This window comes from Streptomyces argenteolus (assembly GCF_042902585.1).
GTDB lineage: Bacteria > Actinomycetota > Actinomycetes > Streptomycetales > Streptomycetaceae > Streptomyces > Streptomyces argenteolus.
On the sequence record NZ_JBIBEG010000004.1, the window covers coordinates 544,982 to 568,752 of the forward strand.

The 23,771-nt window shown below is 72.6% G+C and carries 20 protein-coding genes and 1 pseudogene; 5 read left to right on the forward strand and 16 right to left on the reverse strand.

The window, feature by feature from the left end; all coding sequences use genetic code 11:
• Positions 1–132 precede the first annotated feature (132 nt).
• The 5 genes from ACFY8O_RS18345 to ACFY8O_RS18365 all read right to left on the reverse strand — a co-directional run bounded on the left by ACFY8O_RS18345 (position 133) and on the right by ACFY8O_RS18365 (position 4,947).
• The gene (locus ACFY8O_RS18345) at positions 133–489 is read right to left on the reverse strand and encodes a hypothetical protein (RefSeq protein WP_387903517.1); all 357 of its coding nucleotides are present in this window, start codon (positions 487–489) and stop codon (positions 133–135) included.
• 103 nt (positions 490–592) lie between these two features.
• Positions 593–2,311, reverse strand: coding sequence for an acyl-CoA dehydrogenase family protein (locus ACFY8O_RS18350; RefSeq protein WP_387903520.1), 1,719 nt, complete (start codon positions 2,309–2,311; stop codon positions 593–595).
• Positions 2,312–2,358: 47 nt separating this feature from the next.
• Entirely contained in the window at positions 2,359–2,925 is a 567-nt protein-coding gene (locus ACFY8O_RS18355) for a PadR family transcriptional regulator (RefSeq protein ID WP_387903523.1), read from the reverse strand.
• Positions 2,926–3,024: 99 nt separating this feature from the next.
• Positions 3,025–4,239, reverse strand: a complete 1,215-nt coding sequence (gene manD, locus ACFY8O_RS18360; protein ID WP_387903526.1) for a D-mannonate dehydratase ManD — start codon at positions 4,237–4,239, stop codon at positions 3,025–3,027.
• A 153-nt stretch (positions 4,240–4,392) separates the two neighbouring features.
• Entirely contained in the window at positions 4,393–4,947 is a 555-nt protein-coding gene (locus ACFY8O_RS18365; RefSeq protein ID WP_387903528.1) for an NUDIX hydrolase, read from the reverse strand.
• A 234-nt stretch (positions 4,948–5,181) separates the two neighbouring features.
• Here ACFY8O_RS18365 and ACFY8O_RS18370 point away from each other — a divergent pair, with 234 nt between their 5' ends.
• Together ACFY8O_RS18370 and ACFY8O_RS18375 are read left to right on the forward strand one after the other, a co-directional pair.
• Positions 5,182–5,814, forward strand: coding sequence for a DUF4232 domain-containing protein (locus tag ACFY8O_RS18370; protein WP_387903531.1), 633 nt, complete (start codon positions 5,182–5,184; stop codon positions 5,812–5,814).
• 105 nt (positions 5,815–5,919) lie between these two features.
• Positions 5,920–6,942, forward strand: coding sequence for a bile acid:sodium symporter family protein (locus ACFY8O_RS18375; RefSeq protein WP_387903534.1), 1,023 nt, complete (start codon positions 5,920–5,922; stop codon positions 6,940–6,942).
• Positions 6,943–7,008: 66 nt separating this feature from the next.
• On the opposite strand, the gene ACFY8O_RS18380 is transcribed toward ACFY8O_RS18375, so the two are convergent.
• The 7 genes from ACFY8O_RS18380 to ACFY8O_RS18410 all read right to left on the reverse strand — a co-directional run bounded on the left by ACFY8O_RS18380 (position 7,009) and on the right by ACFY8O_RS18410 (position 16,668).
• Positions 7,009–7,617 (reverse strand): helix-turn-helix domain-containing protein, encoded by a 609-nt coding sequence (locus ACFY8O_RS18380; protein ID WP_387903536.1) that lies wholly within the window; start codon positions 7,615–7,617, stop codon positions 7,009–7,011.
• 73 nt (positions 7,618–7,690) lie between these two features.
• Entirely contained in the window at positions 7,691–9,640 is a 1,950-nt protein-coding gene (locus ACFY8O_RS18385) for an ABC transporter ATP-binding protein (protein ID WP_387903539.1), read from the reverse strand.
• Positions 9,640–10,470: an ABC transporter permease gene (locus ACFY8O_RS18390; RefSeq protein ID WP_387903541.1), complete on the reverse strand. Its 831-nt coding sequence runs from the start codon at positions 10,468–10,470 to the stop codon at positions 9,640–9,642. The genes ACFY8O_RS18385 and ACFY8O_RS18390 overlap by 1 nt, the downstream gene beginning before the upstream one ends.
• Positions 10,467–11,540, reverse strand: a complete 1,074-nt coding sequence (locus ACFY8O_RS18395) for an ABC transporter permease (protein WP_387903543.1) — start codon at positions 11,538–11,540, stop codon at positions 10,467–10,469. The genes ACFY8O_RS18390 and ACFY8O_RS18395 overlap by 4 nt, the downstream gene beginning before the upstream one ends.
• The gene (locus tag ACFY8O_RS18400) at positions 11,537–13,666 is read right to left on the reverse strand and encodes an alpha/beta hydrolase family protein (protein WP_387903546.1); all 2,130 of its coding nucleotides are present in this window, start codon (positions 13,664–13,666) and stop codon (positions 11,537–11,539) included. Before ACFY8O_RS18400 ends, ACFY8O_RS18395 begins: the two co-directional genes overlap by 4 nt.
• A gap of 130 nt (positions 13,667–13,796) precedes the next feature.
• On the reverse strand, positions 13,797–15,458 hold the full coding sequence (locus ACFY8O_RS18405) for an ABC transporter substrate-binding protein (RefSeq protein ID WP_387903549.1): 1,662 nt from the start codon (positions 15,456–15,458) through the stop codon (positions 13,797–13,799).
• A 160-nt stretch (positions 15,459–15,618) separates the two neighbouring features.
• Positions 15,619–16,668 carry a PP2C family protein-serine/threonine phosphatase gene (locus tag ACFY8O_RS18410; protein ID WP_387903737.1) on the reverse strand — a complete coding sequence of 350 codons (1,050 nt, stop codon included), beginning with the start codon at positions 16,666–16,668 and terminating at the stop codon, positions 15,619–15,621.
• Between the two features lie 725 nt (positions 16,669–17,393).
• Here ACFY8O_RS18410 and ACFY8O_RS18415 point away from each other — a divergent pair.
• Positions 17,394–18,269: a peptidoglycan-binding domain-containing protein gene (locus ACFY8O_RS18415; RefSeq protein WP_387903552.1), complete on the forward strand. Its 876-nt coding sequence runs from the start codon at positions 17,394–17,396 to the stop codon at positions 18,267–18,269.
• Positions 18,270–18,355: 86 nt separating this feature from the next.
• Here the strand turns inward: ACFY8O_RS18415 and ACFY8O_RS18420 are convergent.
• The 3 genes and pseudogenes from ACFY8O_RS18420 to ACFY8O_RS18430 form a co-directional block, all read right to left on the reverse strand.
• A pseudogene (locus tag ACFY8O_RS18420) lies at positions 18,356–18,952 on the reverse strand (N-acetylmuramoyl-L-alanine amidase); the annotation flags it as partial.
• 15 nt (positions 18,953–18,967) lie between these two features.
• Positions 18,968–19,861, reverse strand: a complete 894-nt coding sequence (locus tag ACFY8O_RS18425; protein ID WP_387903555.1) for an AfsR/SARP family transcriptional regulator — start codon at positions 19,859–19,861, stop codon at positions 18,968–18,970.
• A 38-nt stretch (positions 19,862–19,899) separates the two neighbouring features.
• Complete coding sequence (locus tag ACFY8O_RS18430; RefSeq protein ID WP_387903557.1) at positions 19,900–20,598, reverse strand: peptidoglycan DD-metalloendopeptidase family protein; 699 nt, start codon at positions 20,596–20,598, stop codon at positions 19,900–19,902.
• 520 nt (positions 20,599–21,118) lie between these two features.
• On the opposite strand from ACFY8O_RS18430, the gene ACFY8O_RS18435 reads away from it, so the two are divergent.
• Both ACFY8O_RS18435 and ACFY8O_RS18440 read left to right on the forward strand, forming a co-directional pair.
• A complete protein-coding gene (locus tag ACFY8O_RS18435) occupies positions 21,119–21,901 on the forward strand; it encodes a peptidoglycan-binding protein (RefSeq protein ID WP_387903559.1) in 783 nt (260 codons plus the stop codon).
• 69 nt (positions 21,902–21,970) lie between these two features.
• Entirely contained in the window at positions 21,971–23,197 is a 1,227-nt protein-coding gene (locus tag ACFY8O_RS18440; protein ID WP_387903562.1) for a hypothetical protein, read from the forward strand.
• A 155-nt stretch (positions 23,198–23,352) separates the two neighbouring features.
• Here the strand turns inward: ACFY8O_RS18440 and ACFY8O_RS18445 are convergent, their stop codons facing one another.
• Positions 23,353–23,718 carry a hypothetical protein gene (locus ACFY8O_RS18445; RefSeq protein WP_387903564.1) on the reverse strand — a complete coding sequence of 122 codons (366 nt, stop codon included), beginning with the start codon at positions 23,716–23,718 and terminating at the stop codon, positions 23,353–23,355.
• Positions 23,719–23,771 lie beyond the last annotated feature (53 nt).

Here is a 23,771-nt window from a genome sequence, read left to right on the forward strand (position 1 = left end):
CGGCCCCCCCCCCCCCCCCCCCCCCCCCCCCCGCGGGGGGGGCCGCCCCCCCCCCGCGGGGGGGGGGCCCCCGCCCCCCCCCCCCCGGGGGGGGGGGGGGGGGGGCCCCCCCCCCGGCGCCGGCATGCGCCCTCATTCCGGGGCGGTCTCCAGGGACTCGTAGTACGTGCCCAGCTTCCGCAGGTAGAAGAGGTCACCCGTGTCCTGGTCCCGCTCGAAGCGCGGGGCTTCCTTGATCTGCTCCCTGGTGCACCCGACCCTGACCACACGGGCGGGATCGTCGACGGCGGTCACCGTGCCGGCGGGCACGACGACGCTTCTGCCGAACTTCCAGACCCCGGTGTCGACCACCAGGTGATCGAATCCCGGGACCTGGGAGATCCTGACGACGACGCCCACGTTTCCGTCCTGGGCTTCCACCGCGTACTCGATCAGGTCGTCGTCCAGCGAGCGGTTCAGCTGTGCGGGACAGGCCCAGACCGTTTCCATGGTCATCTCCTCATGGCAGGGGCCGAATCCGGCCGCGGGACTTCCATATGCCCCCGTGAGCGGAGTCGAAGCGGCCCGGAGCCCTCCCGATGCCCCGGTCGGCCTATCGCGCCGTCCCGTACGCCCCCGACAGCGCCTCGACGCGCTGCCAGATCCGTGCGGCGCGCGCGGTGTCGACGACGGGACGGCGTACCGCGGCAAGGGCCCAGGCCTGCTGTTCCCCGGTGGCGGAGTCCTTGCCGTGCAGTTCGACGGCGTGCGCCGAGAAGTCCCGCACGAGGACGGAGAACAGCTCGTCGAGCACGTCCTCGTCCAGATCCGTCAGCCTGGCCTGCTCCAGGATCAGCTGGCCGTGCACCACCAGCGCGAAGAGCTGGCCGACGGAGAGCAGGAAGTCCAGATCGCGGGCCTGCTCCTCGCCGGGCGCCGCGTGGGCGACGAAGTCGCACAGGGCGTCGGCCTGCTCGCGGAAGCGGGCGACGTTGGGCACCCCGGCGTAGGCGTCGTAGGCGGGGCGCCAGTCGTGGAAGCGGACGGAGCCCAGCCCCCTGGCCGGTCCCTGGCGGAAGAGGAACGCGTCGTCCGCGGCGTCCAGCCGGGTCCCCACGGGCGCGTAGTCCGCGGGCTCCAGCAGGTGGTTGCGCATGAACTTCAGGATGAGGGCGAGGTTGACGTGGACCGTGCCCTCCAGCTTGGGCAGGCTCCGGATCTCCACGGCGGCCTGGGCGAAGTAGGTGTCCTTCTCGAAGCCCTTGGCCGCGATGACGTCCCACATGAGGTCGATGACCTTCTCGCCCTCCGTGGTCACCTTCATCTTCGTCATCGGGTTGAACAGCAGGTAGCGGCGGTCGTCGGGGCCGGCCGAGCGGAAGTAGTCGACGGCGCGGTCGCTGAACAGCTTCATGCCGACGAGCCGGACGTAGGCGTCGGCGAGCTCCCGGCGTACGTGCGGGAAGGCCGTCACGGGGCGGCCGTAGAGGATGCGGTTGCTCGCGTGGGTCACGGCCTCGTACATCGCGTGCTCGCAGATGCCGATCGAGGCGGTGCAGAGGTTGAACTTGCCCACGTTGACGGTGTTGAGGGCGGCGTCGAAGGCGGCGCGGCCCGTGTGCAGGACGTCGTCGGGGCCGACCGGGTAGCCGTCGAGGCGGAACTCGCTGACGTACTTGGAGGAGTCGACGACGTTCTTCACCAGGTGGTAGGCAGGGTGGCGGCTGTCGGCCGCGAAGAAGACGTAGCCGTCCGGGCCCTCGGCGTCGGTGCGGCGGCCGAAGACGGAGACGAGTCCGGCGGCGTTGCCGTTGCCTATGTAGTACTTGGATCCGGTCGCCCGGAAGCCGCCGTCGCCGTCCGGCTCCAGGAGCATGTCGGTGGAGTAGATGTCGGCGCCGTGTGCCTTCTCCGACAGGCCGAACGCGAACACCTCGCCCTCGGACAGGAGCTGGGCCGCGCGGCTGCGGGCGGCGGCGTTGTCGCTCTGCCACACGGGTCCGAGCCCGAGGATGGTCACCTGCCAGGCGTACCAGTAGTCGAGTCCGTAGAAGCCGAGGATCTCGTTGAGCGCGGCGATCCGGGCCGTGTCCCAGCGCCGGTCCTCGCCGTCCGACGCGGACGCGGGGGTGAGGAAGGTGGCGAACAGGCTCTCCTTCGCCGCGAAGTCGAGGAAGTCGCCCAGCCAGGCGCGGGAGCGGTAGTCCTCGACGAGCCGGCGCTTGCCGCGCTCCTCGAACCAGTCGACGGTGGCGCGCAGCAGCCGGCGTGTCTCGGGGTCGAAGTGCGCCGGGTCGTAGGTGCTCGGGTTGAACAGCAGCGGGTCGGCCATGGCTGTACGCCTTCCGGAGGAGGTACGGGTGGGAGGGTGCGGGTGGTTCAGGTGCGAGGGCCACCACGGCCGAGCCGGCCGAGCGTGGCGAGGACGTCGTCGAGCCAGGCGACCGTCATCCGTTCGTACGCGATGCCGCCGCGCAGCACGACGTGCTGCAGTTCCTGACCGGCGTCGAGAGGGACGGGGGCCTCGGGCCCGGTGAAGTCACGCAGTTCCCCCGCGAGGTAGTGCGCGAGCCGTTCGCCGTGGACCTGGCGGTGGCGTTCGACCTCGCGGACCAGTGCCGCCGGGTCGTCGAAGGCCGCTCCGCGGATCTTCACGGCGAGATCGTGCCGGAGGCTCTCGGGTTCGATCGGTTCGTGCAGCCACAGGGAGAGCGCCGCGCGGCCGGGCCCCGCGACGGAGTACTCCTTCTTGTCCGGCCTGCCCTCCTGCGGGACCTCGCGGACGTCGAGCAGGCCGTCGCTCTCCATGCGTTTCAGTACGCGATAGATCTGCTGGTGCGTGGCGGTCCAGAAGTAGCCGATGGACCGCTCGAACCTCCGGGCCAGCTCGTAGCCGGAGCCCGGCTGTTCCAGCAGGGAGACGAGGATCGCGTGGTCGAGCGCCATGCCCCGATGGTTCTATGCAATTCGTTGCATAGCAAGCGGAGGCGGCCCGGTGAGACACGCCTCACCCACCGCCACGGTCCGAGCCACGCCCGGCCGGGTTCACCAGTCGTGGACCGTGCCGTCCTGGAGGCGGTTGACCGGCAGGTACGCCGCGTCGTACGGGTGGGCCGCCGCCGCCTTCGTGTCGAGCTCCACGCCGATGCCGGGCGCCTCACCGGGGTGCAGGTGTCCGTCGGTGAAGGTGTAGGCGTGCCGGAAGACCTCGTCCGTGAGCGGCTCGTGGCCCGCGTACTCCTGGATGCCGAAGTTGTGCACGGCGAGATCGAGGTGGACGGCCGCCGCCATTCCGACCGGAGAGATGTCCTGGGGTCCGTGCGGGGCGGTCTTGATCTGGTGGAGCGCGGCGAGGTCGGCCAGCTTTCGGAGCGGGGTGATGCCGCCGAAGTGGGTGACGGCCGACCTGACGTAGTCGATCAGCTGCTCCGTGATGAGCGTCTGGTAGTCGTGGACCGTGTTGAAGACCTCGCCCACCGCCAGCGGTGTGGTGGTGTGCCGGCGTATCAGACGGAAGGCCTCCTGGTTCTCCGCGGGCGTACAGTCCTCCAGCCAGAACGGCCGGTACGGCTCCAGGTCCTTGCCGAGCCGCGCCGCCTGGACGGGCGTGAGCCGGTGGTGCGCGTCGTGGAGAAGCGGCAGTTCCTCCCCGAACTCCGCGCGGACCGCCTCGAAGACGGCGGGAGCGTGGCGCAGGTAGGCGTCGGTGTCCCAGTCCTCGACCAGGGGCCTGGCCTGCTGGTGGAGCACCGGGGAGCCGTCCTCGTGCGTGGTGTGGACCCCGTAGACGGCCTTGAGGCCGGGAACGCCCGACTGGACGCGCACGGCCTGGTACCCCTCGGCGAGACGGGCCCGCACCGAGTCGAGCAGTTCCGGGATGTCCTTGCCGTTGGCGTGCCCGTAGGTGCGCACGCGGTCCCTGCTCGCGCCTCCGAGGAGCTGGTACAGCGGGAGCCCGGCGGCTTTGCCCTTGATGTCCCACAGGGCGACGTCGACGGCGGCGACGGCGGCCATCGTCACCGGTCCGCGCCGCCAGTAGGCACCTCGGTACAGGGACTGCCACGTGTCCTCGACGCGGTGCGGGTCGAGACCGATGAGCAGGGGGATGACATGGTCGCTGAGGTAGCTGACCACGGCCAGTTCCCGGCCGTTGAGCGTGGCGTCGCCCAGTCCCGTCGGCCCTTCGTCGGTCGTCACCCGGAGCGTGACGAAGTTGCGGCCTGGGCTGGTGACGACCACCGTGGCGTCGACGATCTTCATGCGGATGCACTCTCCGATGCGAGGGGTGGGGCGAATCGGCTCAGCCCTGGGCGGCACCCGGCGTCCACCCTGCACCACGGTGATCGTCACGGGCGCGGCGGGGCCGCGGAGACCCCGGGCGCCACGGCGGGCCGGCCGCCGCAGGCCGGTGCCTCAGCTCCCCGTACGCAGAAGGCCCGCCGCGACGAGGCCCGCGAGGCCGAGGTCGGCGTCCGTGTACGCGCCGCCGAGGAGGTGGGCCGTGTAGGCGTCGCGCTCCAGCACCAGCGGCTCGAGGAATTCCTCCGCGTCGGGGGTGGGGTCGGCGACCTGGCGGCAGTCCCGCGCCAGCACCCCGTACCGCACGTGGGTGGCGAAGGAGGCCAGGTACGTCCGCAGGAAGACCTCGGCGGTTCCCGCCCGGTATCCGGTCTCCTCCAGGAGTTCCCGCTCCGCCGCGCGCAGCACGTCCTCGCCGGGCTCGACCATGCCGCCGGGGAGTTCCGCCAGCACCTTGCCGGGGCCGGGTCGGAACTGGCGCACGAGCAGGCCCCGTCCCTCCGGGGTGAAGGCCACGAGGGCGACCGTGCGCGGACCGTGGAGGATGTCCCAGTCCGACTCCCTGCCGTCGGGCTGCACATAGGTGCGGCACCGCACGTCCAGGTACCCCGCCGGCCCGGGGCGCTCGCTCCTCAGCGTCCACTCCAGTGCGTCACGGCTCCGTGTCATGAGCGGAAGCATGTCCCCCGCGCGGCACGGCGAAACAGTCCCGTGCCGCGGCCACCGCTGCGCCCGGTATGACGCATGGCGCGCCCACGAGCGGGCACGAGCCTTCTTGGAGGCGGCGCCCTTCGACGTACGACGACCTTCGGCCGGCCCGCAACCGTCCGCGCGTGTATCGCGTGCCCCACCTGTGCACGTGTTCGCGCGGAGTACTCGACGCCTCTCACCCCAGGGGACATCATGCGTCTTCGCAGGACATCCGCCGTCATCGCCGCCGCCGCGGCTGCCGCACTCTCCCTCACCGCGTGCGAAGGTGACGGCACATCCGACAGCGCACCCGCCGGCGCGTCCGCGTCGGCCACCCCGGACACGCCGCCCTCCCCCGACGGCGGCGCCGGAAGCCCCGGCGCCGCGAAGACGACGGAAGCGGCCGGCGGAGGTGACACCCAGGCCTCCGCGTCCGGCACCCCGCGGGTGGCGGACGGCGCGTGCCGGACCTCGGACCTCTCCTTCAGCAGTTCCGGGGGAATGGCGGAGGGTGAGGTACTGATCAATCTGCGGAACACGGGCTCCGCCTCCTGCTCCATGCGCGGATTCCCGGGGCTGGACCTGGTGGGCAAGGACGGCAACGTGAGCGCGGAGCGCAGCGACCGGTCCGCCCCGCCCGTCACCCTGGCGCCCGGGGAGCGGACCAACTTCTCCCTGCACTTCCCGCCCGGCCCCGGTGACGGGTCGGGTGCCACCTTCACCTCGGCCCTGGTGACCCCACCGAACGAGACCCACGCGCACCGCATGCCGCTCGCCGTCGCCGTCCCCGTGGAGGCCGGCACCACCCACCGGGTCACGGTGGATCCGGTCGGCTCGGGCAAGTGATCGCGCGGCGCCCGGAGGCTGTCGACGGCGCCGCATCCTGGACATCTCGTCCGTATTCCGAGACGAGTTTGCGGAGCCCGGGGCATACGGCGTCTCATCGCGCCTGTGCAGAACGAACAGATAACCCCTGATCACACCGCATCCGACGACAAGGGGGCGAGGCGCGCCGTCACGGTCTTCCCCGTCCTCGTGCTCGTGGCGGGTGCAGCCGGTCTCCTCACTCCCGGCACGTTCGCCGGCTGGACCGAATCGGTCCCCTACCTTCTCGGCGTCGTCATGTTCTGCATGGGGCTGACGATGACCCCACTCGACTTCAGGGGGGTGGCGAGACGGCCGTGGGCTGTCGCGATCGGCCTGGTCGCGCACTACGTGATCATGCCGGGACTCGGCTGGGTCATCGCCCATCTGCTGGGGCTGCCCCCGCAGCTGGCGGCCGGGCTGATCCTGGTCGGCTGCGCACCGAGCGGCACGGCGTCGAACGTCGTGACCTTCCTCGCCCGCGGCGACGTGGCGCTGTCGGTGTCCGTGGCGACCGTCTCCACCCTGGTCGCCCCCCTGGTGACGCCCCCTCTGACGCTGCTGCTGGCCGGCTCGTACCTGCCCGTGGACGCGGGCTCCATGATCACGGACATTCTCAAGACGGTACTGCTCCCGGTTCTCGGGGGCCTGGTGGTGCGGCTCGTCGCCGGCCGTCTGGTGGACCGGGTGCTGGGCGTCATGCCGTGGCTGTCGTCGCTGGCCGTCGCCGCGATCGTGTGCGCCGTCGTGGCGGGCAGCGCCGACATGATCAAGTCGGCCGCACTCACCGTCCTGATCGCCGTGGTCCTGCACAACGGCCTGGGACTCGCTCTCGGATACGCCGCGGGCAAGGCCGCCCGGCTCGGCCGGCCCGCCAGCCGCGCCATGGCCTTCGAGGTCGGCATGCAGAACTCCGGGCTCGCCGCCTCGCTGGCCACCGCCCATTTCAGTCCGCTGGCCGCTCTGCCGGCCGCGGTGTTCTCCGTGTGGCACAACATCTCGGGCGCGCTGGTGGCCGCCTGGATGGCCCACCGTTCGCGACGTGACGAGGACGTGACGCCCGCGGGTGCGCGGCGGGCGCCGGACGGCGCCGCCGTCGGCAACGCCTGACCCCGAGGTGCCCGGCCGGGACCGCCCGCGCCGGGCACCTGCCCGCCCGGTGAGCTCTACGGTCCGTCAGTCGCCGGGGTAACTCACGATCGTCTGCGTCACGGCCGGAGAGTCCTGCGTCGTGTAGTAATGCGCACTGAGCCCGGAGAACCGCGCGGTGTCGCCCGTCTCCAGCTGGTGGGGCACGTCGTCCACCACCAGGGTCGCCCGGCCGGACAGCACGGTCACGTACTCGACCGAATCCGTGCCGTGCGAGCTCACCTGGCTGGTGTCGTGGGGGTGCAGCCGCGACCGGTAGATCTCGATGCGGCCCTCTCCCCGGCCGGCGAAGAGCAGGTTGACCGAGGTCTCGTCGTCCGGCTCGTGGAGGTCCCCGGCCCGGACGATCTCGGGACGGAGCATCGGCTGCCGCAGCAGATCCGTGGCGCCGACCTCCAGGACGTCGGCGATCCTGACGAGCACGTCCACCGTCGGGTTCGCCTCGGCGCGCTCGATCTGCGAGAGCAGTCCCTTGCTGACGCCCGTGGCCGCCGACAGTTCGCGCAGGCTGAGACCGCGGGCCAGCCGGCGGCGGTTGAGGTTAGACGCCAGTGACGCGCGCACGGTACCGGGCGCGGCGGGCGGAGTCTGTGGGCGCGTCGGCGCGGGCAGTGTCGCCGTGCTGGGTGTCTCCACCGTCGCGTTCCTCCTCGCGGTCTCGGGTAGGCGCAGGTCAGCGCACCACTCTAGCGGTGTGTCTGTCGGGCCGTCAGCCCTCGCCGCCGCCCGTCGGCCCGCCGCCGGGCGCACGGGCCGGCAGCGCGTCGAGCATCCGGCGGGTCCACGGGTGCCGCGGCGCGTCGAGCACCTCGGAGACACCGCCCTCCTCGACGACCCGCCCCTGATACATCACCGCCACCCGGTCGGCTATCTGCCGCACCACGGCGAGGTCGTGGGTGATGAACAGGATGGCGAAGCCCTCACTGCGCCGCAGCGAGTCGAGCAGGTTCAGCAGCTGGGCCTGGACCGAGACGTCGAGGGCCGCCACCGCCTCGTCGCAGATGAGCAGGCCGGGCCTGGCCGCCAGGGCCCGGGCCAGCGCGACCCGCTGCCGTTCGCCGCCCGAGAGTGCGGCGGGACGGCGGGAGGCGTACGGCAGCGGCAGGCCCACCTGGGAGAGCAGGGCGTCCACGTCCGCCCCCGCGACGTCACGGACACGCCCTCCCGTTCGGGCGGCCAGCGCCTCGCGCAGGGTCGCGCCCACCGTGCGCAGGGGGTTCAGCGAGGAGTACGGGTCCTGGAAGACGATCTGCGCCTTTCCGGCCAGCCTGCGCCGGTCCGCCGTGCCGGGCCGGCGGCCGGCCGGCAGGGCGATGCCTCCGGTGCGCACGCTTCCGCCGTCGAACGTCTCCAGTCCGATGGCGATCCGCGCGAGCGTGGTCTTTCCCGAGCCGGACTCCCCCACCAGCGCCACCACCGAACCGGGCGCGACGGTGAGGCTCACGTCCCGCAGCGCCTCGTGGTCACCGCCCGACGAGCGGAACGTGCGGTGCACGGAGGTGACGGCCAGTGCCGGTTCCCCGTTCTCCGCGGGGGCGGCAGCCTCGCCGCCGGCGGGCCGCCGGTCTCCCGGCGCCGTGAGCGCGTCGCCGATCTCCTCCAGGCGGAGACAGGCGGACCGGCGGTCCCCGGTCACGGTCCTCAGCGCGAGGGGCGTGGTCCCGCACTCGGGAGCCGCGTACGCGCACCGTGCGGCGAACGGGCAGCCGCCGCCACGACGGCCGGGCGGCGGCACGGAGCCGGGCAGGGCGGGCAGTTCGGCGAAACGGGTGCGGACCGAGGGCTCGGAGGCCAGCAGTCCGGCCGTGTACGGGTGGGAGGGCGCCGCCTCCAGCTCGGCCGGCCGGCCGTGCTCCAGCACCGCGCCCGCGTAGAGGACGTACACCCGGTCGCAGGCGGAGAACGCGACGCGCAGGTCGTGGCTGATCAGTACCAGCCCCATGCCCCGGTCACGCTGCAGTCCGCGCAGCAGGTCCAGTACGGCCTGCTGGTTCGCGGCGTCGAGCGCCGTCGTGGGTTCGTCGGCGATCAGCAGTTCGGGGTCTCCGGCGAGCGCCGCGGCGGCGGCGACGCGCTGGCGCATGCCGCCCGACAGTTCGTGCGGATACCGCTCGGCGATCTCGGGGCCGAGACCCACCTCTGCCAGCCGACGGGCCACCTCGGCGCGCCGGGCCCCGGCGTTCCGGCGGCCACCCAGGACCCCGTGGCGCTCCCGCAGCCCGTCGGCGATCTGACGTCCGCAGGTCAGCTGGGGATGCAGCATCGTGAACGGGTCCTGCATCAGCAGGGTGACCCGGCGTCCGCGCAGGGCGTGACGGGCTCGCGAGGTGAGCTCCAGCACCTCCTCGCCGGCGATCCGCACCGCGCCGCCGGTGACGGCCGTGCCGGCAGGCAGCAGCCCGGCCACGGCACGCATCGCCAGTGACTTGCCGCTTCCCGACTCCCCGACGATGCCGACGCACTCGCCCCGGCCGACGGTCAGCGAGACTCCGTCGAGGATGGGGACAGGACCGTCGCGACCCGCCGTCGCGGCGACCCGCAGCCCGTCCACGACGAGCAGGGGCCCGCCGGATTCCGGTGCCCGGCCGGCGAGCGGGTGCTCGCCCGGTTCGGCGGTTCCGCCGGGAACGGCGGACGCGGTCGCCCGGTGCGCTGTCATCAGGACCTCCCTCGGTCGGAGAACGCCTCGAACAGCCGGTCGCCGAGGAGATTCAGTGCCACGGCCGCCACGACGATGAGGACGGCGGGCGCCAGCGCGGCGGACGGGTTGTCGTAGAGCAGGGTGCGGTTCTCGGAGAGCATCCGCCCCCAGTCGGGGGCCCCGGGCGGCACGCCGAGGCCGAGGAAGGAGAGCGAGCTGAGCGCGACGACGGCGCCCGCGAAGTTGAGCAGGGCGTTGGCCACGGCCACGGGCAGCACGTTCGGCCAGATGTGCCGGGTCATCACGGCGAACCGCGACAGCCCGAGCGTCTCGGCGGCCTCGACGTAGGCGCGGTGGCGCTGTTCCAGGACTGCGGACCTGACCAGGCGGATGTCGGCCGGCGAGGTGAGCACCACCAGGACGCCGACCGCGAGGGCGTAGCCGCCTCCGCCGATCCCGGCGACGACGATCGTCACCAGCAGCGCGGGAAGCGCGAGCAGCAGGTCGGCCCACCGTCGGACCAGGACGTCCGCCCAGCCGCCCCGGTAGCCGGCGAGCAGCCCCAGGATGTTGCCGATGACCATCGAGCCGACCGCCACCAGGGCCGCGCCGGCGAGCGTGGAGCGCGCGCCGGCGACCACCATCTGTGCGATGTCACGTCCCAGTTCGTCGGTCCCCAGCAGGTGCCCGCCCCCGGGCATCGTGACGCCGGTGGCCAGGTCCTGGGTGTCCCAGCCGGGCAGCAGCACCTGTCCGAGGGCGGCGGCCAGAACCAGCAGGAGCACCACGGTGCTGCCGAACAGAGCCGACGGGGAGATGCGGGGGAAGAGGCGCGGGCGGTTCTTCATCGGCCGACCTTCTCGGGTGCGCCGGACACGGCGGGCCCCGGCACGTCCCGCACGGCCGGAGCCCCGGGGCGCGGCGCCTTCGGCGCGGGGGCCGACCGCAGTCGCGGGTCCAGCAGGGGCTGGGCGAGATCGGTGACGAGGTTGGCGACGCAGACGAGGGCGGCGAGCAGGAGCGCCTCCGCCTGCACGACGGGCACGTCGCGGAAGGTGACCGAGTCGACGAGGAGCGAACCGAGGCCCGGGAGGGCGAAGACCTGCTCCACCATGACGGTCCCGGCGAGGAGATAGGCGATGACGAGGCTCACGCCGGTGAGTACGGGGACCAGGGTGCCGCGCAGTACGTAGTGGAGCAGGATGTCCCGTTCGCGTACGCCCCGGGCGCGGGCGAATGTGACGTGTTCACGCTCCAGTTCGCCTACGACGGCGGCCCGGGTGAGTTTCAGCAGCACCGCGGTGACCGCCAGGCCGAGGGCCACGCCGGGCAGCACGAGGTGCGCGAGGCGGTCGCCGCCCGAGCCTTCGCCCGGCCCGTACGCGGGGAACCAGCCCAGCATCAGCGAGAAGACGTAGATGAGGACCAGACCACCGGCGAAGGCGGGTGTGGACAGGGCCACGACAGCGAGGCTCTGGACGGTCCGATCGGCCGTCCGGCGGTTGCGCACCCCGGCCAGGACACCCAGCGGGAGTCCCAGCACGAGGGCGACGAGCAGGCCGAGGCCGACCAGCTGGCCGGTAAGGGCGAGCCGGTCGCCGATCGCGGAGGCGACGCTCTCCCCGGTGCGGATGGAGGTACCCAGGTCGAGCCGGACGGCGTCGCTGAGCCAGTACCCGTACTGGGCCGCCAGCGGACTGTCGAGGTGGTGACGCGCCCGCACGGCGGAGAGCGCCTCGGGCGTCGCGCTGCGCGGGCCGAGCAGGGTCTGCGCGGGGTCGCCGGGGGCGGCCTGGAGCAGGGCGAAGACGGCGACGGACAGGACGAGAAGCAGGACCGCCGTGCCCGCGACCCTGCGGAGTACGAAGCCGAGCGGCAGTCCGGCGCGCAGACGTGCGCCCGCGCAGACGGCGGTCATCGGCCCTCCTCGGACGTGCCGGAGGACGAGGTGTCGGCCGTGCCGGAGGTCGACCGGGGTATGTCGCGCTCCGGCACGGCCGGGGAAGCCGCACCGGGGTCCGGTCCGGGGGAGACCGGTCCCTGGGCGGCGGCTGTGGGCGGCGGCGCCGCGTCGGCCCCGCCGAGATGGGTGTCGAGCCATTCCGCGACGCGGGTGACGGCGTCGAGGACGTGGTCCGGCTCGGTGAACTCGTGCCCCTCGCCCGCGTACACCAGCAGTTCCGTCGGCGCCCGGCCGGCGCGCACCAGTGAGCGGTACAGCTCGTGGGCCTGGCCCACCGGAGTGACCCGGTCCTCGGCACCGTGCAGGATCAGCGTCGGCGTTCCGCTGCCGCCGTGGGCGAAGACCGCGGACCGCCGGCACCACTCCATCGGGTCCTGCGGGGAGCCGATGCGGTAGGTGCGGTCGTAACCGCCGCCGATGGTGCTGGTGTGCGTGAAGCTGAGCCAGTCGGTGGGGGCCGACACGACCACGGCCGCCCCGAACACATCGGTCCTGGCGGCTGCGAGGGCGGCGAGGTGCCCGCCGTAGCTGTGGCCGAGCACGGCGACGCGTCGTGGGTCGGCGAGGCCTTCGGCGACGATGTGGCGCACTCCGCAGAGCACGTCGTCGAGGTCGCCCCCGCCGACGTCTCCGACGACCGCCCGTGCGTGCTCCCGGCCCGCCCCGCTGCTGCCACGCGGGTTGGGCAGCAGGACGAGGTAGCCCGCGGCGGCCAGCGCGGGGGCCAGGCCGAGCACGTCTCCGGGCGCGTACATCGAGGACCAGAGCCAGGCCGGGCCTCCGTGCACGAGCACCGCCAGAGGCCGGGGCGACGCCGCGCGGTCCTGGTCCGCCTGGACCAGGAGTCCCCGGACCGGACGGCCGTCGCCGGAGCTCCAGGTCGTCGCTGTGGTGCGCAGGGGCCCGGCCGGGCCGTCCTGCGCCTCGGAGTTGAGGGAGGTGACCGCCGTCCAGTCCCAGGCGCCGTGGCCGTACGTCCGTGCGACGACCGCCTCGGCCGGGCGTCCCGGTGCGTCCAGGACGGTCGCGGCCACGCGCCCCGAGGCGTCGAGGGACAATGCGGGCTGGAAGCCGGCGCCGCTCAGGGTCACCTCGCCGGACCAGCGGCAGGTCCCGTCGTGGCCCACCCGGGAGCCGGTGCCGTCCCACCCCGCGAACCACAGGGTTCCCGGGGCGGCGTGATCGTCGAACTGGAGCCAGGTGGCGTCGTCGACCTCCTCCTGCGCACGTACGCCGCCGGTGACCAGGTCCACCACGAGAGGCCGCCCGGAGACGATCGAGATCCCTTCGCACACCGCCGCCAGCCGCCCGTCGGCGGAGAGGGCGGGCGCGGCGAGCTGCCCGTCCGGCGTGTGGAGCGTGCGTGCGGTCCGGCCCACCAGGTCGAGTTCGGCGAACCGGGCGTCGTAGAAGCCGGCCGGCAGGGTCTCCTCGGAGACCGTGGCGACGGCGGTGGCGCCGCCGCGCCAGGCAACGTTCCACACGGTCAGCCCGGCCGGGCCCGCCGCCCGCAGCGATCCGTCGGACAGCTCGACCGTCCAGACCGAGCGGCGGCCACCGCCCGCGGCGAAGCGCTCGGGGACGGGAGCGGGGCCGAGCCGCACCGGCAGTCCGAGATTCATCCCGTCCCGCTCGGCACCGTCCTCCGCGCACAGGAGCAGCGCCCGGGTCCCGTCGTCGGAGACGAGGAGTTCCTCCACCGCTCCGGGGGCCGTGGCGACGGTGCGGACGGTTCCGGTCCGCGTGTCCAGCGCGGCCAGCTCCGGGTGGCCGCCGCCCGTCGCTTCCGCGATGTGCAGCAGGGTCCGGGAGTCGGGCAGCCAGCGCGGGCTGTGACGGTCCACGTCGTGGCCGCGGGGGGCCTCCGGTGACGGATCCGCCGACCCCGGTGCGTCGCGGAGGGCCTCGGGTACGGCCGCCAGCACCAGTTCCGTGCGCTGCGGGCCGGCGGAGGTCACCGCGACCGTACGGCCGTCGGGACTGATTCGCGCTTCGACCGGGTGCGTCAGCCGGAGCGTCGCCTCGCGGGCGCGCCGCACGGTGAGCGCGGCGGGCTGCGCCGGCGCGACAGTGCCGGTCATGTGTCTCCGTTCGTGGTGCTGGGGCGGGCGGGGTGTCCGCCCCGTCCGTCCGCCCGGCAGGGGGTCTGCCGGGCCTGCCAGGGGGCCTGCCGGGATGCCCGGCGAGGCCCCAGGCCGGGGTGACGAGGGGTCAGGCCGCCCTGCGGACGCGGGTCGCCCACGGGCCGATGAGCGCGTACGGGCCCTGCTCCGGGAGCACGAGGTCCTTCGACAGCGCCGTCGCGCTCTGGGCCCACCAGAGCGGCAGGTAGGGAAGATCGGGACCGGCTTCCTGCACCGCCTTCATGAGCAGCTTCCCGCGCTCCGCCGGGTCCGTGGACTTCTTGGCGCTGTCGAGCGCCGAGTTCACTGCGGCGTTGTCGTAGTGGGCGATGTTCGTGGCGGTGGCGGCCGCGTTGAGATACGGGTCGGCGAGCTCCGCCGGATCGCCCGTGACGGGGAAGTACCAGAGGAACTGGAGCGGCTGCTCACCGGACCCGAGCTCCGACACCCACTGTTCGAGGGTGATCTCCTTGACCTCCAGCGTGATGCCGATCTTCTTCAGCGACGCGGCGAGGGCCAGGGCCGCCTTGCCGAGCTGCGGCCCGCTGCCGGGGTAGTGCAGCTCCGCCGTGAAGCCGCCCTTCGCCGAGGACCTGGCCAGTTCCGCACGGGCGGCGTCCAGGTCGAAGGAGGGGACGGGGATCGCCCCGTAGCCGGAGCGCACGTCGCCCGCCGGCATGAGGTCGCCCCACATGTCGGGGGACGGCAGGGCATCGGCCACCTCGGCCTTGCCGTGCAGCAGCCCCTTCACCATGCCCGCGCGGTCGGCCGCGTGGGCGAAGGCGCGGCGGACGTGGATGTCGTCGAAGGGGGCCTTGGTGGTGTCGAAGGCCAGGGAGACGACCGAGCGGTCGCCGGTGTACGTGACGCGCGCGGCCGATTCCCAGCTGCGTGCCTCGTCCGACGCCAGGCCGAGCGCGCCGTCCACGGCGCCGGACTTCATCGCCACGAGCCGGGTGCCGGCGTCCGGCACGAAGGAGAGCTTGATCTTCCGCACGGCGGGCTTCTCGCCCCACCAGGCGTCGTTGCGCTCCAGCAGCACGTGGTCGTCGGCCGCGAACTCGGTGATCCTGTAGGGGCCCGTGCCGAGGAGCAGGGTCTGCGCCGTACCGACCTTGCCCTTGTTGCGGGTGAGGAAGGCACGGCTGCTGACGAGGAGGCCGCCCGCCGTGGTGGTCCAGGCGAACATCGCGTCCGGAGCCGTGAGACGGATGGTCACCTCGAGGTCGCCGGTGGCCCTGACCGAGCTGACGCCCGCGTAGGCGTACGAGAGCGCGGAGCCGTTGTCCGGATCACGGATGGCCTCGATGGAGGCGACCACGTCGTCGGCGGTGAAGGGGGTGCCGTCCGAGAAGACGACTCCCCGGCGCAGGGTGTAGACGTACGTCCGGGCGTCCGGCTGCTTCCAGGCAGCGGCGAGACCAGGTCCCAGCTCGCCCGACGGGCTGACGGACAGCAGGGACTCCTGAGCGAGTGCCGCGACGAGATAGTTCAGCACGCCGGACTCGCGGCCCACGTCGAGGCTGGACAGGGACGACGGCAGCGCCAGCGTGAGGAGGCCGATCGTCGCGTCGGCGCCCTGGGCCCCGGACCCGGTCCCGGCGCCGTCCTCGGCGCCGTCAGGCTGTGGCGCACAGGCGGCCAGCACACCCGAAGCGGCCAGCAGACCCATGCCCGCTCCAGCGATCCGCAGCACGTTCCGTCGGCTGAGGCTGCCGCCCGGCTCCGAGTTCATCAGGAACCAACCCATCTCAAGATGTCCATTGTCGCTGCCCACTTGGGCTTCGTCAGTATACGAATCTCTTTGAGAGCGTCAATGTGCGCCTTATGGGTGCCCCAAATTACGACGTATGACCGGTTTGGCCTCAAGGGAGAGCGGAGGACAGCACGGCGTCCCGAGGGGGCCGCCGTCAGGCTTCGGGGCGTGCGCGGTGCAGTGCGAGCACTGCCTGGTCGTCCTGCGGCCGGCCGCCGCTGTGCCGCCGGACGTCCTCGATCAGGGTGTCCAGGATCTGTCCCGGCGTCAGGCGGTGGCGGGAGCGCGCCGTCCTGCCGAGCGCGATCGGCAGGCGGGCGACGGGGTCGTAGAAGACTCCGTCCGGGTCCCTGGACTCGGTGACCCCGTCCGTGTAACAGAGCAGGGTGGCCCCGGCCGGGAACGCGTAGCTGTCGACCGGAGCGGACCAGGTGCCCAGGGCCCCCATTCCCAGCGGGGGTGCCTCCTCGGACGGCTCCAGGAGCGTGGCGCGGCCCTTCGCGTCCAGGAGTACCGGCGGCGGGTGGCCACGGTTGACCAGGCGCACGACACCCAGGTCGGCGGAGAGCTCCGCGACGAGCGCGGTGGTGAAGCCTTCCTGCTGCTCCTGTCCGCCGCGTCGGTCGCCCTCACGCAGAAGGGCCCGTTCCAGCCGGTCCACCAGCTGCGAAAGGTCCTCGGCCTCGTCCGCCGCGTAACGGAAGGCCCCGAGATCGGCGCTGACGGCCCTGACCGCCCCGAGCCCCTTCCCCCGCACGTCACCGACCATGACGCGGATGCCGAACGGCGTGCTCTGCACCACGTACAGATCACCGCCGATCGCGGCCTCGCTCTCCGCGGGGACGTACCGCGCGTCGATGCGCAGGTCCCCCAGGCGCGAGGGCGGGTCAGGCAGCACGGCCTGCTGCGCGACCGCCGCGACGTACTGGGCGCGCCGGGTGCGGGCGTCCTGCCTGCGCAGCGTGCGGTGGATCAGGACGGCGAGGACGGTGAGTGCCGCGAGAGCGGTCTGGTTGGCCGCGCCGGCGTGCCAGCCGAAGGTCCCGTCGATCCAGGCGAGGAACGCGTGTACGCCCATCGAGGCCAGGCCCACACCGATGATCCCGCGGACGCCGCAGAGTGGCGCCGCCGCGACGGGCGCCGCCATGAGGAGCGGCGCCGAGGTCACCTCGTGCGGGGTGACCAGGTCGAGCACCACGGCCATGACGATGAGACCCACGGGGATCCACTGGACTCTCGGCAGCTGCGGCACTCCCCCACGCTGCCTTCCGGCACGCTCCGGCGCATCCCGGGCGGCCGGACAGCCTACGGAGCGTCACCCCGGGGGCCCGCGCACCCGTCGCCGCCGCAAACCGCCCCCGGGCGCACGCGGCAAGGTACCGACGCGACGGCCGCGACCTCCACCTGGCGCTCGGCGAACCCCGCCCTTCGCACGCGCGGGGATGCCGGGGCCGCCAAGGCGGGCGGCGCCGACCGTCCCGACGCACGGCACCCCGGGCCGCGGGCCCCCGCCGCCCGGTCTCCGGTACGTCGCTGACGCCCCGTCGGCCCACATCCGGGACGCTCCGGCGCGGGGAGCCCCGCCCAGGTCCGGGGTGGTCCGCACCCCACCCCGGACCTACACTTGAAGTGACGTTCGGCGCCCCCGGCGGTCTTTCCGCCGCAGGTCGATGATGCGAAAGGGCGCATGACTCACCGCGTGTACCGACCGCTCGGCTCGACGCCGCGGAACGGCTCGTCGACGGCGCATCCGGCCCGGAGGAAAGACCCCCGTACATCGGCAGGGACGACCGGCCGCTTCTCCTCGGCGAGGGTGCGAAGGTACCGCTGTCCGTCCCCCCGGAACCGGGCCGTGCCTTCCCCGCGGCGGCCAGGACCCGGCCGACCGGACGGATCCACCCTCGATGTGGTGGAAGAGAGGCCGACATCATGCATCAATCCGTGCGTGACCAGTGGATCAGGTTCAACGACCCGCTCGAAGGGCGAGTCGATTTCATGTACCTCGACCAGAAGGGGTGGGTGAGCACAGGCATAGGCAACAAGATCGATCAGACGGCCGCGCCGAACTCCGCGCCCAGTGCGGCGGAGCGCGCGGCCTCACTCGCCCTGGCCGGCGAGCTGCTGTGGCTGGACGCGAGCGGCTCCCCGGCCTCCGCCGACCTCGTCGCCGTGGACTGGGACAAGGTCAAGGAGCGCCTCGATCTCGCCCCGCAGGGGCATCACGCGTTCCAGCCCCCGTTCACGTCCCTGCACGTGGAGGACGCGGAGATCGACCGGCACGTGTTCGCCAAGCTGGACCAGATGGAGTCCGTCCTCGTCGGGAGGCCGGAGTTCGCCGACTTCGGGACCTGGCCCGCGAACGCGCAACTGGCGACGCTGAGCATGTGCTGGGCGCTGGGGCCCGCGTTCAGGTTCCCCAAGCTCCAGCAGCATGTGTCGGTGCGCAGTTGGAGCGGTGCGGCCGACGAGTGCCACTTCACTCCGGACGAGGGAACGATCAGGATCCGGAACAAGCTCGACCGGGCGCACTTCCTCCTGGCCCAGACCGTGGAGAGCCAGGGGCTGCCCGCCGAGCGGCTGGCACTCGACGTGTCCGACGTGTTCGGGGTGCAGGGTGCGCTGCTCGCCCTCGGCTACGACCCGGGCCGCCAGGACGGCGGGGACGGCCCTCGTACCCAGAGTGCCGTCCGTCAGTTCCAGGCCGACCACGGGCTCGAACAGAACGGGGCCTTCGGTGACCCGGCCACCGTGGGCGCCCTCGGCGCCCGGCTCGCGGAGGCGGGTTTCACGGTGGTGGGTGTCTGACCGGTTCCCGCGGACGGCTTCCGGTGGCAGCGCCACCGGAAGCCGTCCGCGGGAACCGGCTGTGCCGGGCGCTGTCAGGAGTGCGCAGGGACACCGGCCAGGCGTCCGCGTATCCCTCGTCGCAGGTCCGTCATCTCGACCCCCTTGGGGTCGACCTTGCCGGGCTGCCACTCGCGGTGGCCGATCACGCTCCGCTCGCTCCAGCCGTGCGCGCGGCAGAGGGCGGCGGCCACCTTCTCCATGGCCTGCACCTGCTCCTTCGGCCACGGGTCCCGTCCGTCACCCAGGTTCACGCACTCGAAGCCGTAGAAGTGGGTGTTGCCGTCCGTGTCGGCGGTCCTGTCCGGCGGCAGAGCGGTCTCCGCGATCACCGCGCGCAGGACGTCCTGGTCGCCCTTGCCCGCGTGGTTGGTGCGGCCGTAGCCGACCAGGAAGACCGTGCCGTCCTTCGCGATGACTCCGTGGCACAGGGGGCCGGGCAGAGCGGAGTGGCCCTTGCAGCACAGGTCCACACTGCCGGTCGTGCCTGAGGTCACCGTGTGGTGGATCATCACGCCGTGCACGGGACCCCAGGGGCCCTTGTGATTGCGGTTGTGCGTACGCCACGACCGGTGCTCGACCACGGTGAGCCCTTCGGAGCGCAGCGCGGCGAGGAATCGGTCGGCTGAGAGTGGGGTGGCCATGACTCTCCTCGGGAATTACCGGGCCCGCCCCGGATACGGGGCCGGCCTCTGCCCCTGCCACTCTTCACCGGCGGGCGTGACCGTCGCGTGACGGCCGCGTGACCCGGCACCAGGCGGCTCTCGTGCCGCGCTCTCGCCCGGCGTCGCCGTGCCGGACGCCCGGGCGCATCCCGACACCAGCCGGTACAGGTGTTCCGGCGGATCCAGACCCAACTCGTCGCGCAGGCGGCGGGCGTAGCGGGTGAACGCGTTCAGGGCCTCGGAGAGGTTCCCGTCGGACAGGTGCGCCATCACCAGGCAGGTCTGGCCGCTCTCGCGCAGGGGCTCGGCGTGCACCGCGGCCTGCGCGGCGGCGATGGCCTCGGCATACCGCCCTGCCGTACGCAGCCGCCCCGCCAGGGTCTCCAGGGCGTGCAGGCGCAACTGCCTCCACTCCTCGGCCTCCGACAGGGCCCAGTCCTCGTACCAGCCGGGCAGCAGCTCGGCCGAGAGGACGCGGACGATCTCCAGTGGCGCGCCGGGCACCCCGGCCGCCCCGGCGGGCTCGGCGGTGGGATCGACGAGGAGTTGCGCCGTCCGGCGCACGTGGTGCAGATCGACGCTCGTCCCGGGCGCGAGACGCACCTCGGCGGCGGTGACGTCCAGTGCCTGCCGGCCCCTGTGGTTCAGGCGTGCCAGTGCCGCGCGCAGATCGGCGTGCGCGCACCGCTCGGAGGCCTCGGGCCACAGGGTGCCGGCGACGAGGGGCCTGGGGACCGCGGCCCGGCACCGCAGCGCGAGGAACGCGAGCACCTTCTCCGACCCCACGGGTACGGTCACCGGATCCCCGCCCACCCACAGTCCGAAACCGCCCAGGACTCCGATCCGTGCCCGGGGCCCTTCAGGGCCGGCACGTCGTTCGGTGCTCATGGGGCGGGGCTCGCGGCCCATGTCCGTCCCTCCGGGCGTCACCACCCGGGCTTCGCGACCTGGCCGTAGGCCCACCGGGAGCCCTTGGACATCTCGAAGTGCAGGTGCGGGCCCGTCGAGTTGCCTGTGCTGCCGACCTTGCCGATGCGCTGCCCGGCCTTCACCCTCTGGCCTCGCTTCACCTGCCGTGCCGAGAGGTGGCAATAGGTGTACACATGACCGTTGTCCGCGTGCAGGCCGATCCACTGGCCGTACGCGCCGCCTTCCCCGTTCGACCACTCGACGGTTCCGTTGCGTACGGCCACGACCGGTGAACCGGCCGCCGCCGCGAAGTCCTGGCCCGTGTGCCTGCCGATTCCGTCGGGCTTCCAGGCGTAGGGACCCGGCCGGAAGAACTCGAACGAGACCTTGTGCCCCGGTACGGGTGTGGCCACACGTCCACCGTGCGGGGACGCCTCCTTCGCCTTTGCCGCGGCTTTGCCGCAGTCCACCTCGAAGTGCTCCAGGCGTCCGAGGTCGGTGAGCGAGCGGCAACCGGGCACTCCGTCTGCGGCGTCGCCCTTGAATCCCTGCTTGATCTGGTACGCGCGGTAGGCCTTCTTGGTCTGCTCGCCGAAGTGACCGGTGGCACCGTCCGGGATGTCGAAACCCCGGTGGATCAGAGCACGCTGGACGGTACGGACCTGTTCGCTGGTCTTTCCGAAACGGATTTCCGACAGATCGATCGTGGTGGCCATGATGGGCTCCTGACAGCCGCAGGGGTGCCGACCCGTCGTCGCAGCTCCCGCATCATGTCAGCCGTCGTCACGGAGGGCCGGCCAGGAGGGAGAGGTGGCAGCGCCGCGGAAGCCTGCGGAGAATGCACTGACGCTGCCTCAATGTGTCCGCCGTCCCCGCCCGCACCGCACTGTTCACGTGCGGACACGCAGGGCGGAGCCGGTTCAATTCCGACTATAGACCCGCCCGGAGCGACCGGCCACTATAATCTTCAACCGCATTTCACGCACCGTACGCCACGCACCCGTTCACTCCCCGGCCATACGGTAGAAGGCGAAACAATGCTCTCCGTCAGCGGTCGATGAATCTCCAACTTCTCTGATTCCACACTTCATTTGAAGAAACCCGAACGCACCTTTCCATCGGGTCGCGACGGCACCTTCGGCGTCATACGCTTACAAGGCGTCGGCCCGGCCCGGCGAACGGACCCGAGGACGGCACCACCGCATCGCGAGGGAAACGCGCGCTCGGAGGCACGTCATGGCAGCGTTCGACATCGAAGTGTCCAGCCCCGTCGCCGCAGGCTTCACAGCCGGACTCGGCGGTCCCCACGTCGGAACACACACACCGCCCGCGAAGTGGTACATCGAGTACGGGATGGACCTGGGCGCCCAGGAGGGGTCCACGGTCCGCGCCGCCTTCGACGGCCACGTCACGGTGTTCCACCCGCATGACCCGGCGGCGGACACGTCCAGGATCTACGGCGCCCAGATCTTCGTGCGCGCGCCGAACGACATGATGGGCGGCTTCTACACGCACATGAAGGACGTGCCGGCCGGTCTCGGTGCCGATTCGGCCGTCAGCCGTGGCGACGAGCTCGGTTCCGTACTCCAGTTCCCCGGCACCGCACCCCACCTCCACATGGCGCTGGTCGAGATCCTCGGCGGCGCGCCCGCGCCGGACGACCGCTACCGCGGCGTGGACAACATGTACGACTTCTTCCTGGAGACGGCCCGTTCGGACGCCGCCACCGACGTGCGGTTCCAGCAGGACGGCTCGCCCCCGGTCGTCGGGAACGGCGGTGACGGAGGCGGCCCCGCGCCCCTCCACCTCGCCACCGTACGGGGAGTCCAGCAGGGCCTGGTCCTGCTCGGTTACTCCCCCGGAGTGGTCGACGGCATCGACGGGCCGAACACCCGAGCCGCCGTGATCGCGTTCCAGGCCGACCACGGACTGCCCCAGACGGGACAGTGCACCGATGTCTCGCTGGCGACGCTGGCGTCCCTGCTCATCGCCGGCGGCCATCAGGTGGACGGGGTGTGACCGACCGTGGCTCCGCCGACGCGCCCCACAGGCTCGCGAGCACCGGCAGACCCCTGAGGAGGAGTTCCCATGGCCACCTGGACCGTCGGCGCGGCCAGGAGACGAGCGGCCCGCACGCGGACGGCCGCCCAGGAGGGCGGCCCCGGCCCCGGTTTCGCCGCGGAGGCGGCGGGACCGACCCCCTCCGTCGCCGGCGGGGAGCAGCCACAGACCTGGGTGCACTTCCTCAACCCGCGTGACGACATGGGCCCGTGGGAGCAGAAGGAAGGGCTACGGGCCCGGATCACGGAGCTGGAGGCCATCATCGACGCGCTGAGCACACGGGCGTCCGTCGATTCCGACCGGCGCCGGGTGGTGCGGAACTACGCGTCGAACGCGCGCAGGGAACTCGCGGAGGCCGAGCGCTCCCTCCTCGTCAGGCAGCCCGGCAGGAGGCGTGCGGCCCACCTGGGCGTCGCGCAGGCACACATGGACGCGGCGCTGAACCTCATGGTGTGGATGGCGTCCGCCGAGGACATCAAGGCCATGCTTCCCCAGATCGTGGCCCTGGTCGAGGAACACCTCGCGGCCGGCGACCCCCGGCGGGTGCGGGTCATCGACATCGCGCGCGGGATGCAGCACAACGCCGAACGAAGGCTCCGGCCCAGCGAACGGGCCTTCCTGGCGGAGACGGTCGGCCTGGCCCGCAAACTCCTGTGGAACGAGCGGCTGCGCGTACGGAGCTTCGTACGCATCGTGGGCACCGTCACCATCGGCCTGACGATCGCCGCGGTGGCGATAGCCGTGATCACCGTCATCTGGGAGGCGCTGGTCCCGCTGTGCTTCACGCCCGAGATCAACGGCGGATTCAACGTCGTGTGCCCGACCCGCAGCCGGTTCGTGGTCCCGGTCCCGCCGGGCTCGCCCGTCACCAGCGAGATGACCGCGGGTGTCGCACAGGCCGGGGACTACCTCGTCATCGAGATCATCGGCGTCCTGTCCGCCGCCGTCGCGTCGGCCGCGGCGCTGCGGCGCATCAGGGGCACGTCCCTGCCCTACAACGTCCCCGTGGTTCTCGCCCTGCTGAAGCTGCCGCTGGGCGCCCTGACCGCCGTGCTCGGGCTGTTGCTCGTGCGTGGCGGATTCGTCCCCGGCCTCAGCGCGCTCGATTCCACCGCCCAGATCATCGCCTGGGCCATCGTCTTCGGTTACTCGCAGCAATTGTTCACCAAATACGTCGACCATCAGGGACAGGCTCTGCTCGATTCCGTCCGTGGTCCGGGCAGCCGGAGCAGTTCGTCCCCCGACACAGGGTGAGGGCGAGGTGCGCGATGCCGAGCCCGAGCCACCCCCGTTCCCCGTTCTGTCCGCCAGGGGCACACCCGCGCCGTTCCGGATGCCCCCTGATCCGGCTTCCCGTCCTCGGAGGGCGGGAGGCGATACGCCTCGTGCGCCGGCCGGTCCTTCGGTCCCTACCGTGCCAGGAGACAGTCATGTTCCACTTCGGCACCCAGCTCGTCCTCCTGAGGTTGTGGAGGGAGGTGCTCCTGACACGGCACGGCGGGGGTGGTCCCCGCGGCGGCGGAGGCGGATTCGGCCGCGGGGACCGAGGACGTGAAGGCCGCGGAGACCGCGGCGGTGAGGGCGGACGTGCCGGAAACCGCGGCGACGACGGTGAATTCCGGCGGGGCGGCGGCGGGGAGCGTGGCGCGGAGGGCCGACACGGACCTCACGGGCCCGAGCACGACGGTGACCCCCACGGCCCACACGGCCCACACGGCCCCCATGGCCCGCACGGCCCCGGAGAAGGCCCCGACGGCCCGCACGGCCCCGGGCACGAGGATGAACCGAACCGGCCCGCTCCGGGGGACGTCGCGCCTGTCGCTGGTCC

Excerpts from the sequence above, each read along its gene's own strand:
- ACFY8O_RS18345 (WP_387903517.1), bottom strand. The coding sequence starts at position 489 with ATGGAAACGGTCTGGGCCTGTCCCGCACAGCTGAACCGCTCGCTGGAC.
- ACFY8O_RS18350 (WP_387903520.1), bottom strand. The coding sequence starts at position 2,311 with ATGGCCGACCCGCTGCTGTTCAACCCGAGCACCTACGACCCGGCGCAC.
- ACFY8O_RS18355 (WP_387903523.1), bottom strand. The coding sequence starts at position 2,925 with ATGGCGCTCGACCACGCGATCCTCGTCTCCCTGCTGGAACAGCCGGGC.
- manD (WP_387903526.1), bottom strand. The coding sequence starts at position 4,239 with ATGAAGATCGTCGACGCCACGGTGGTCGTCACCAGCCCAGGCCGCAAC.
- ACFY8O_RS18365 (WP_387903528.1), bottom strand. The coding sequence starts at position 4,947 with ATGACACGGAGCCGTGACGCACTGGAGTGGACGCTGAGGAGCGAGCGC.
- ACFY8O_RS18370 (WP_387903531.1), top strand. The coding sequence starts at position 5,182 with ATGCGTCTTCGCAGGACATCCGCCGTCATCGCCGCCGCCGCGGCTGCC.
- ACFY8O_RS18385 (WP_387903539.1), bottom strand. The coding sequence starts at position 9,640 with ATGACAGCGCACCGGGCGACCGCGTCCGCCGTTCCCGGCGGAACCGCC.
- ACFY8O_RS18390 (WP_387903541.1), bottom strand. The coding sequence starts at position 10,470 with ATGAAGAACCGCCCGCGCCTCTTCCCCCGCATCTCCCCGTCGGCTCTG.
- ACFY8O_RS18395 (WP_387903543.1), bottom strand. The coding sequence starts at position 11,540 with ATGACCGCCGTCTGCGCGGGCGCACGTCTGCGCGCCGGACTGCCGCTC.
- ACFY8O_RS18400 (WP_387903546.1), bottom strand. The coding sequence starts at position 13,666 with ATGACCGGCACTGTCGCGCCGGCGCAGCCCGCCGCGCTCACCGTGCGG.
- ACFY8O_RS18405 (WP_387903549.1), bottom strand. The coding sequence starts at position 15,458 with ATGGGTTGGTTCCTGATGAACTCGGAGCCGGGCGGCAGCCTCAGCCGA.
- ACFY8O_RS18410 (WP_387903737.1), bottom strand. The coding sequence starts at position 16,668 with ATGGCCGTGGTGCTCGACCTGGTCACCCCGCACGAGGTGACCTCGGCG.
- ACFY8O_RS18415 (WP_387903552.1), top strand. The coding sequence starts at position 17,394 with ATGCATCAATCCGTGCGTGACCAGTGGATCAGGTTCAACGACCCGCTC.
- ACFY8O_RS18425 (WP_387903555.1), bottom strand. The coding sequence starts at position 19,861 with ATGAGCACCGAACGACGTGCCGGCCCTGAAGGGCCCCGGGCACGGATC.
- ACFY8O_RS18430 (WP_387903557.1), bottom strand. The coding sequence starts at position 20,598 with ATGGCCACCACGATCGATCTGTCGGAAATCCGTTTCGGAAAGACCAGC.
- ACFY8O_RS18435 (WP_387903559.1), top strand. The coding sequence starts at position 21,119 with ATGGCAGCGTTCGACATCGAAGTGTCCAGCCCCGTCGCCGCAGGCTTC.
- ACFY8O_RS18440 (WP_387903562.1), top strand. The coding sequence starts at position 21,971 with ATGGCCACCTGGACCGTCGGCGCGGCCAGGAGACGAGCGGCCCGCACG.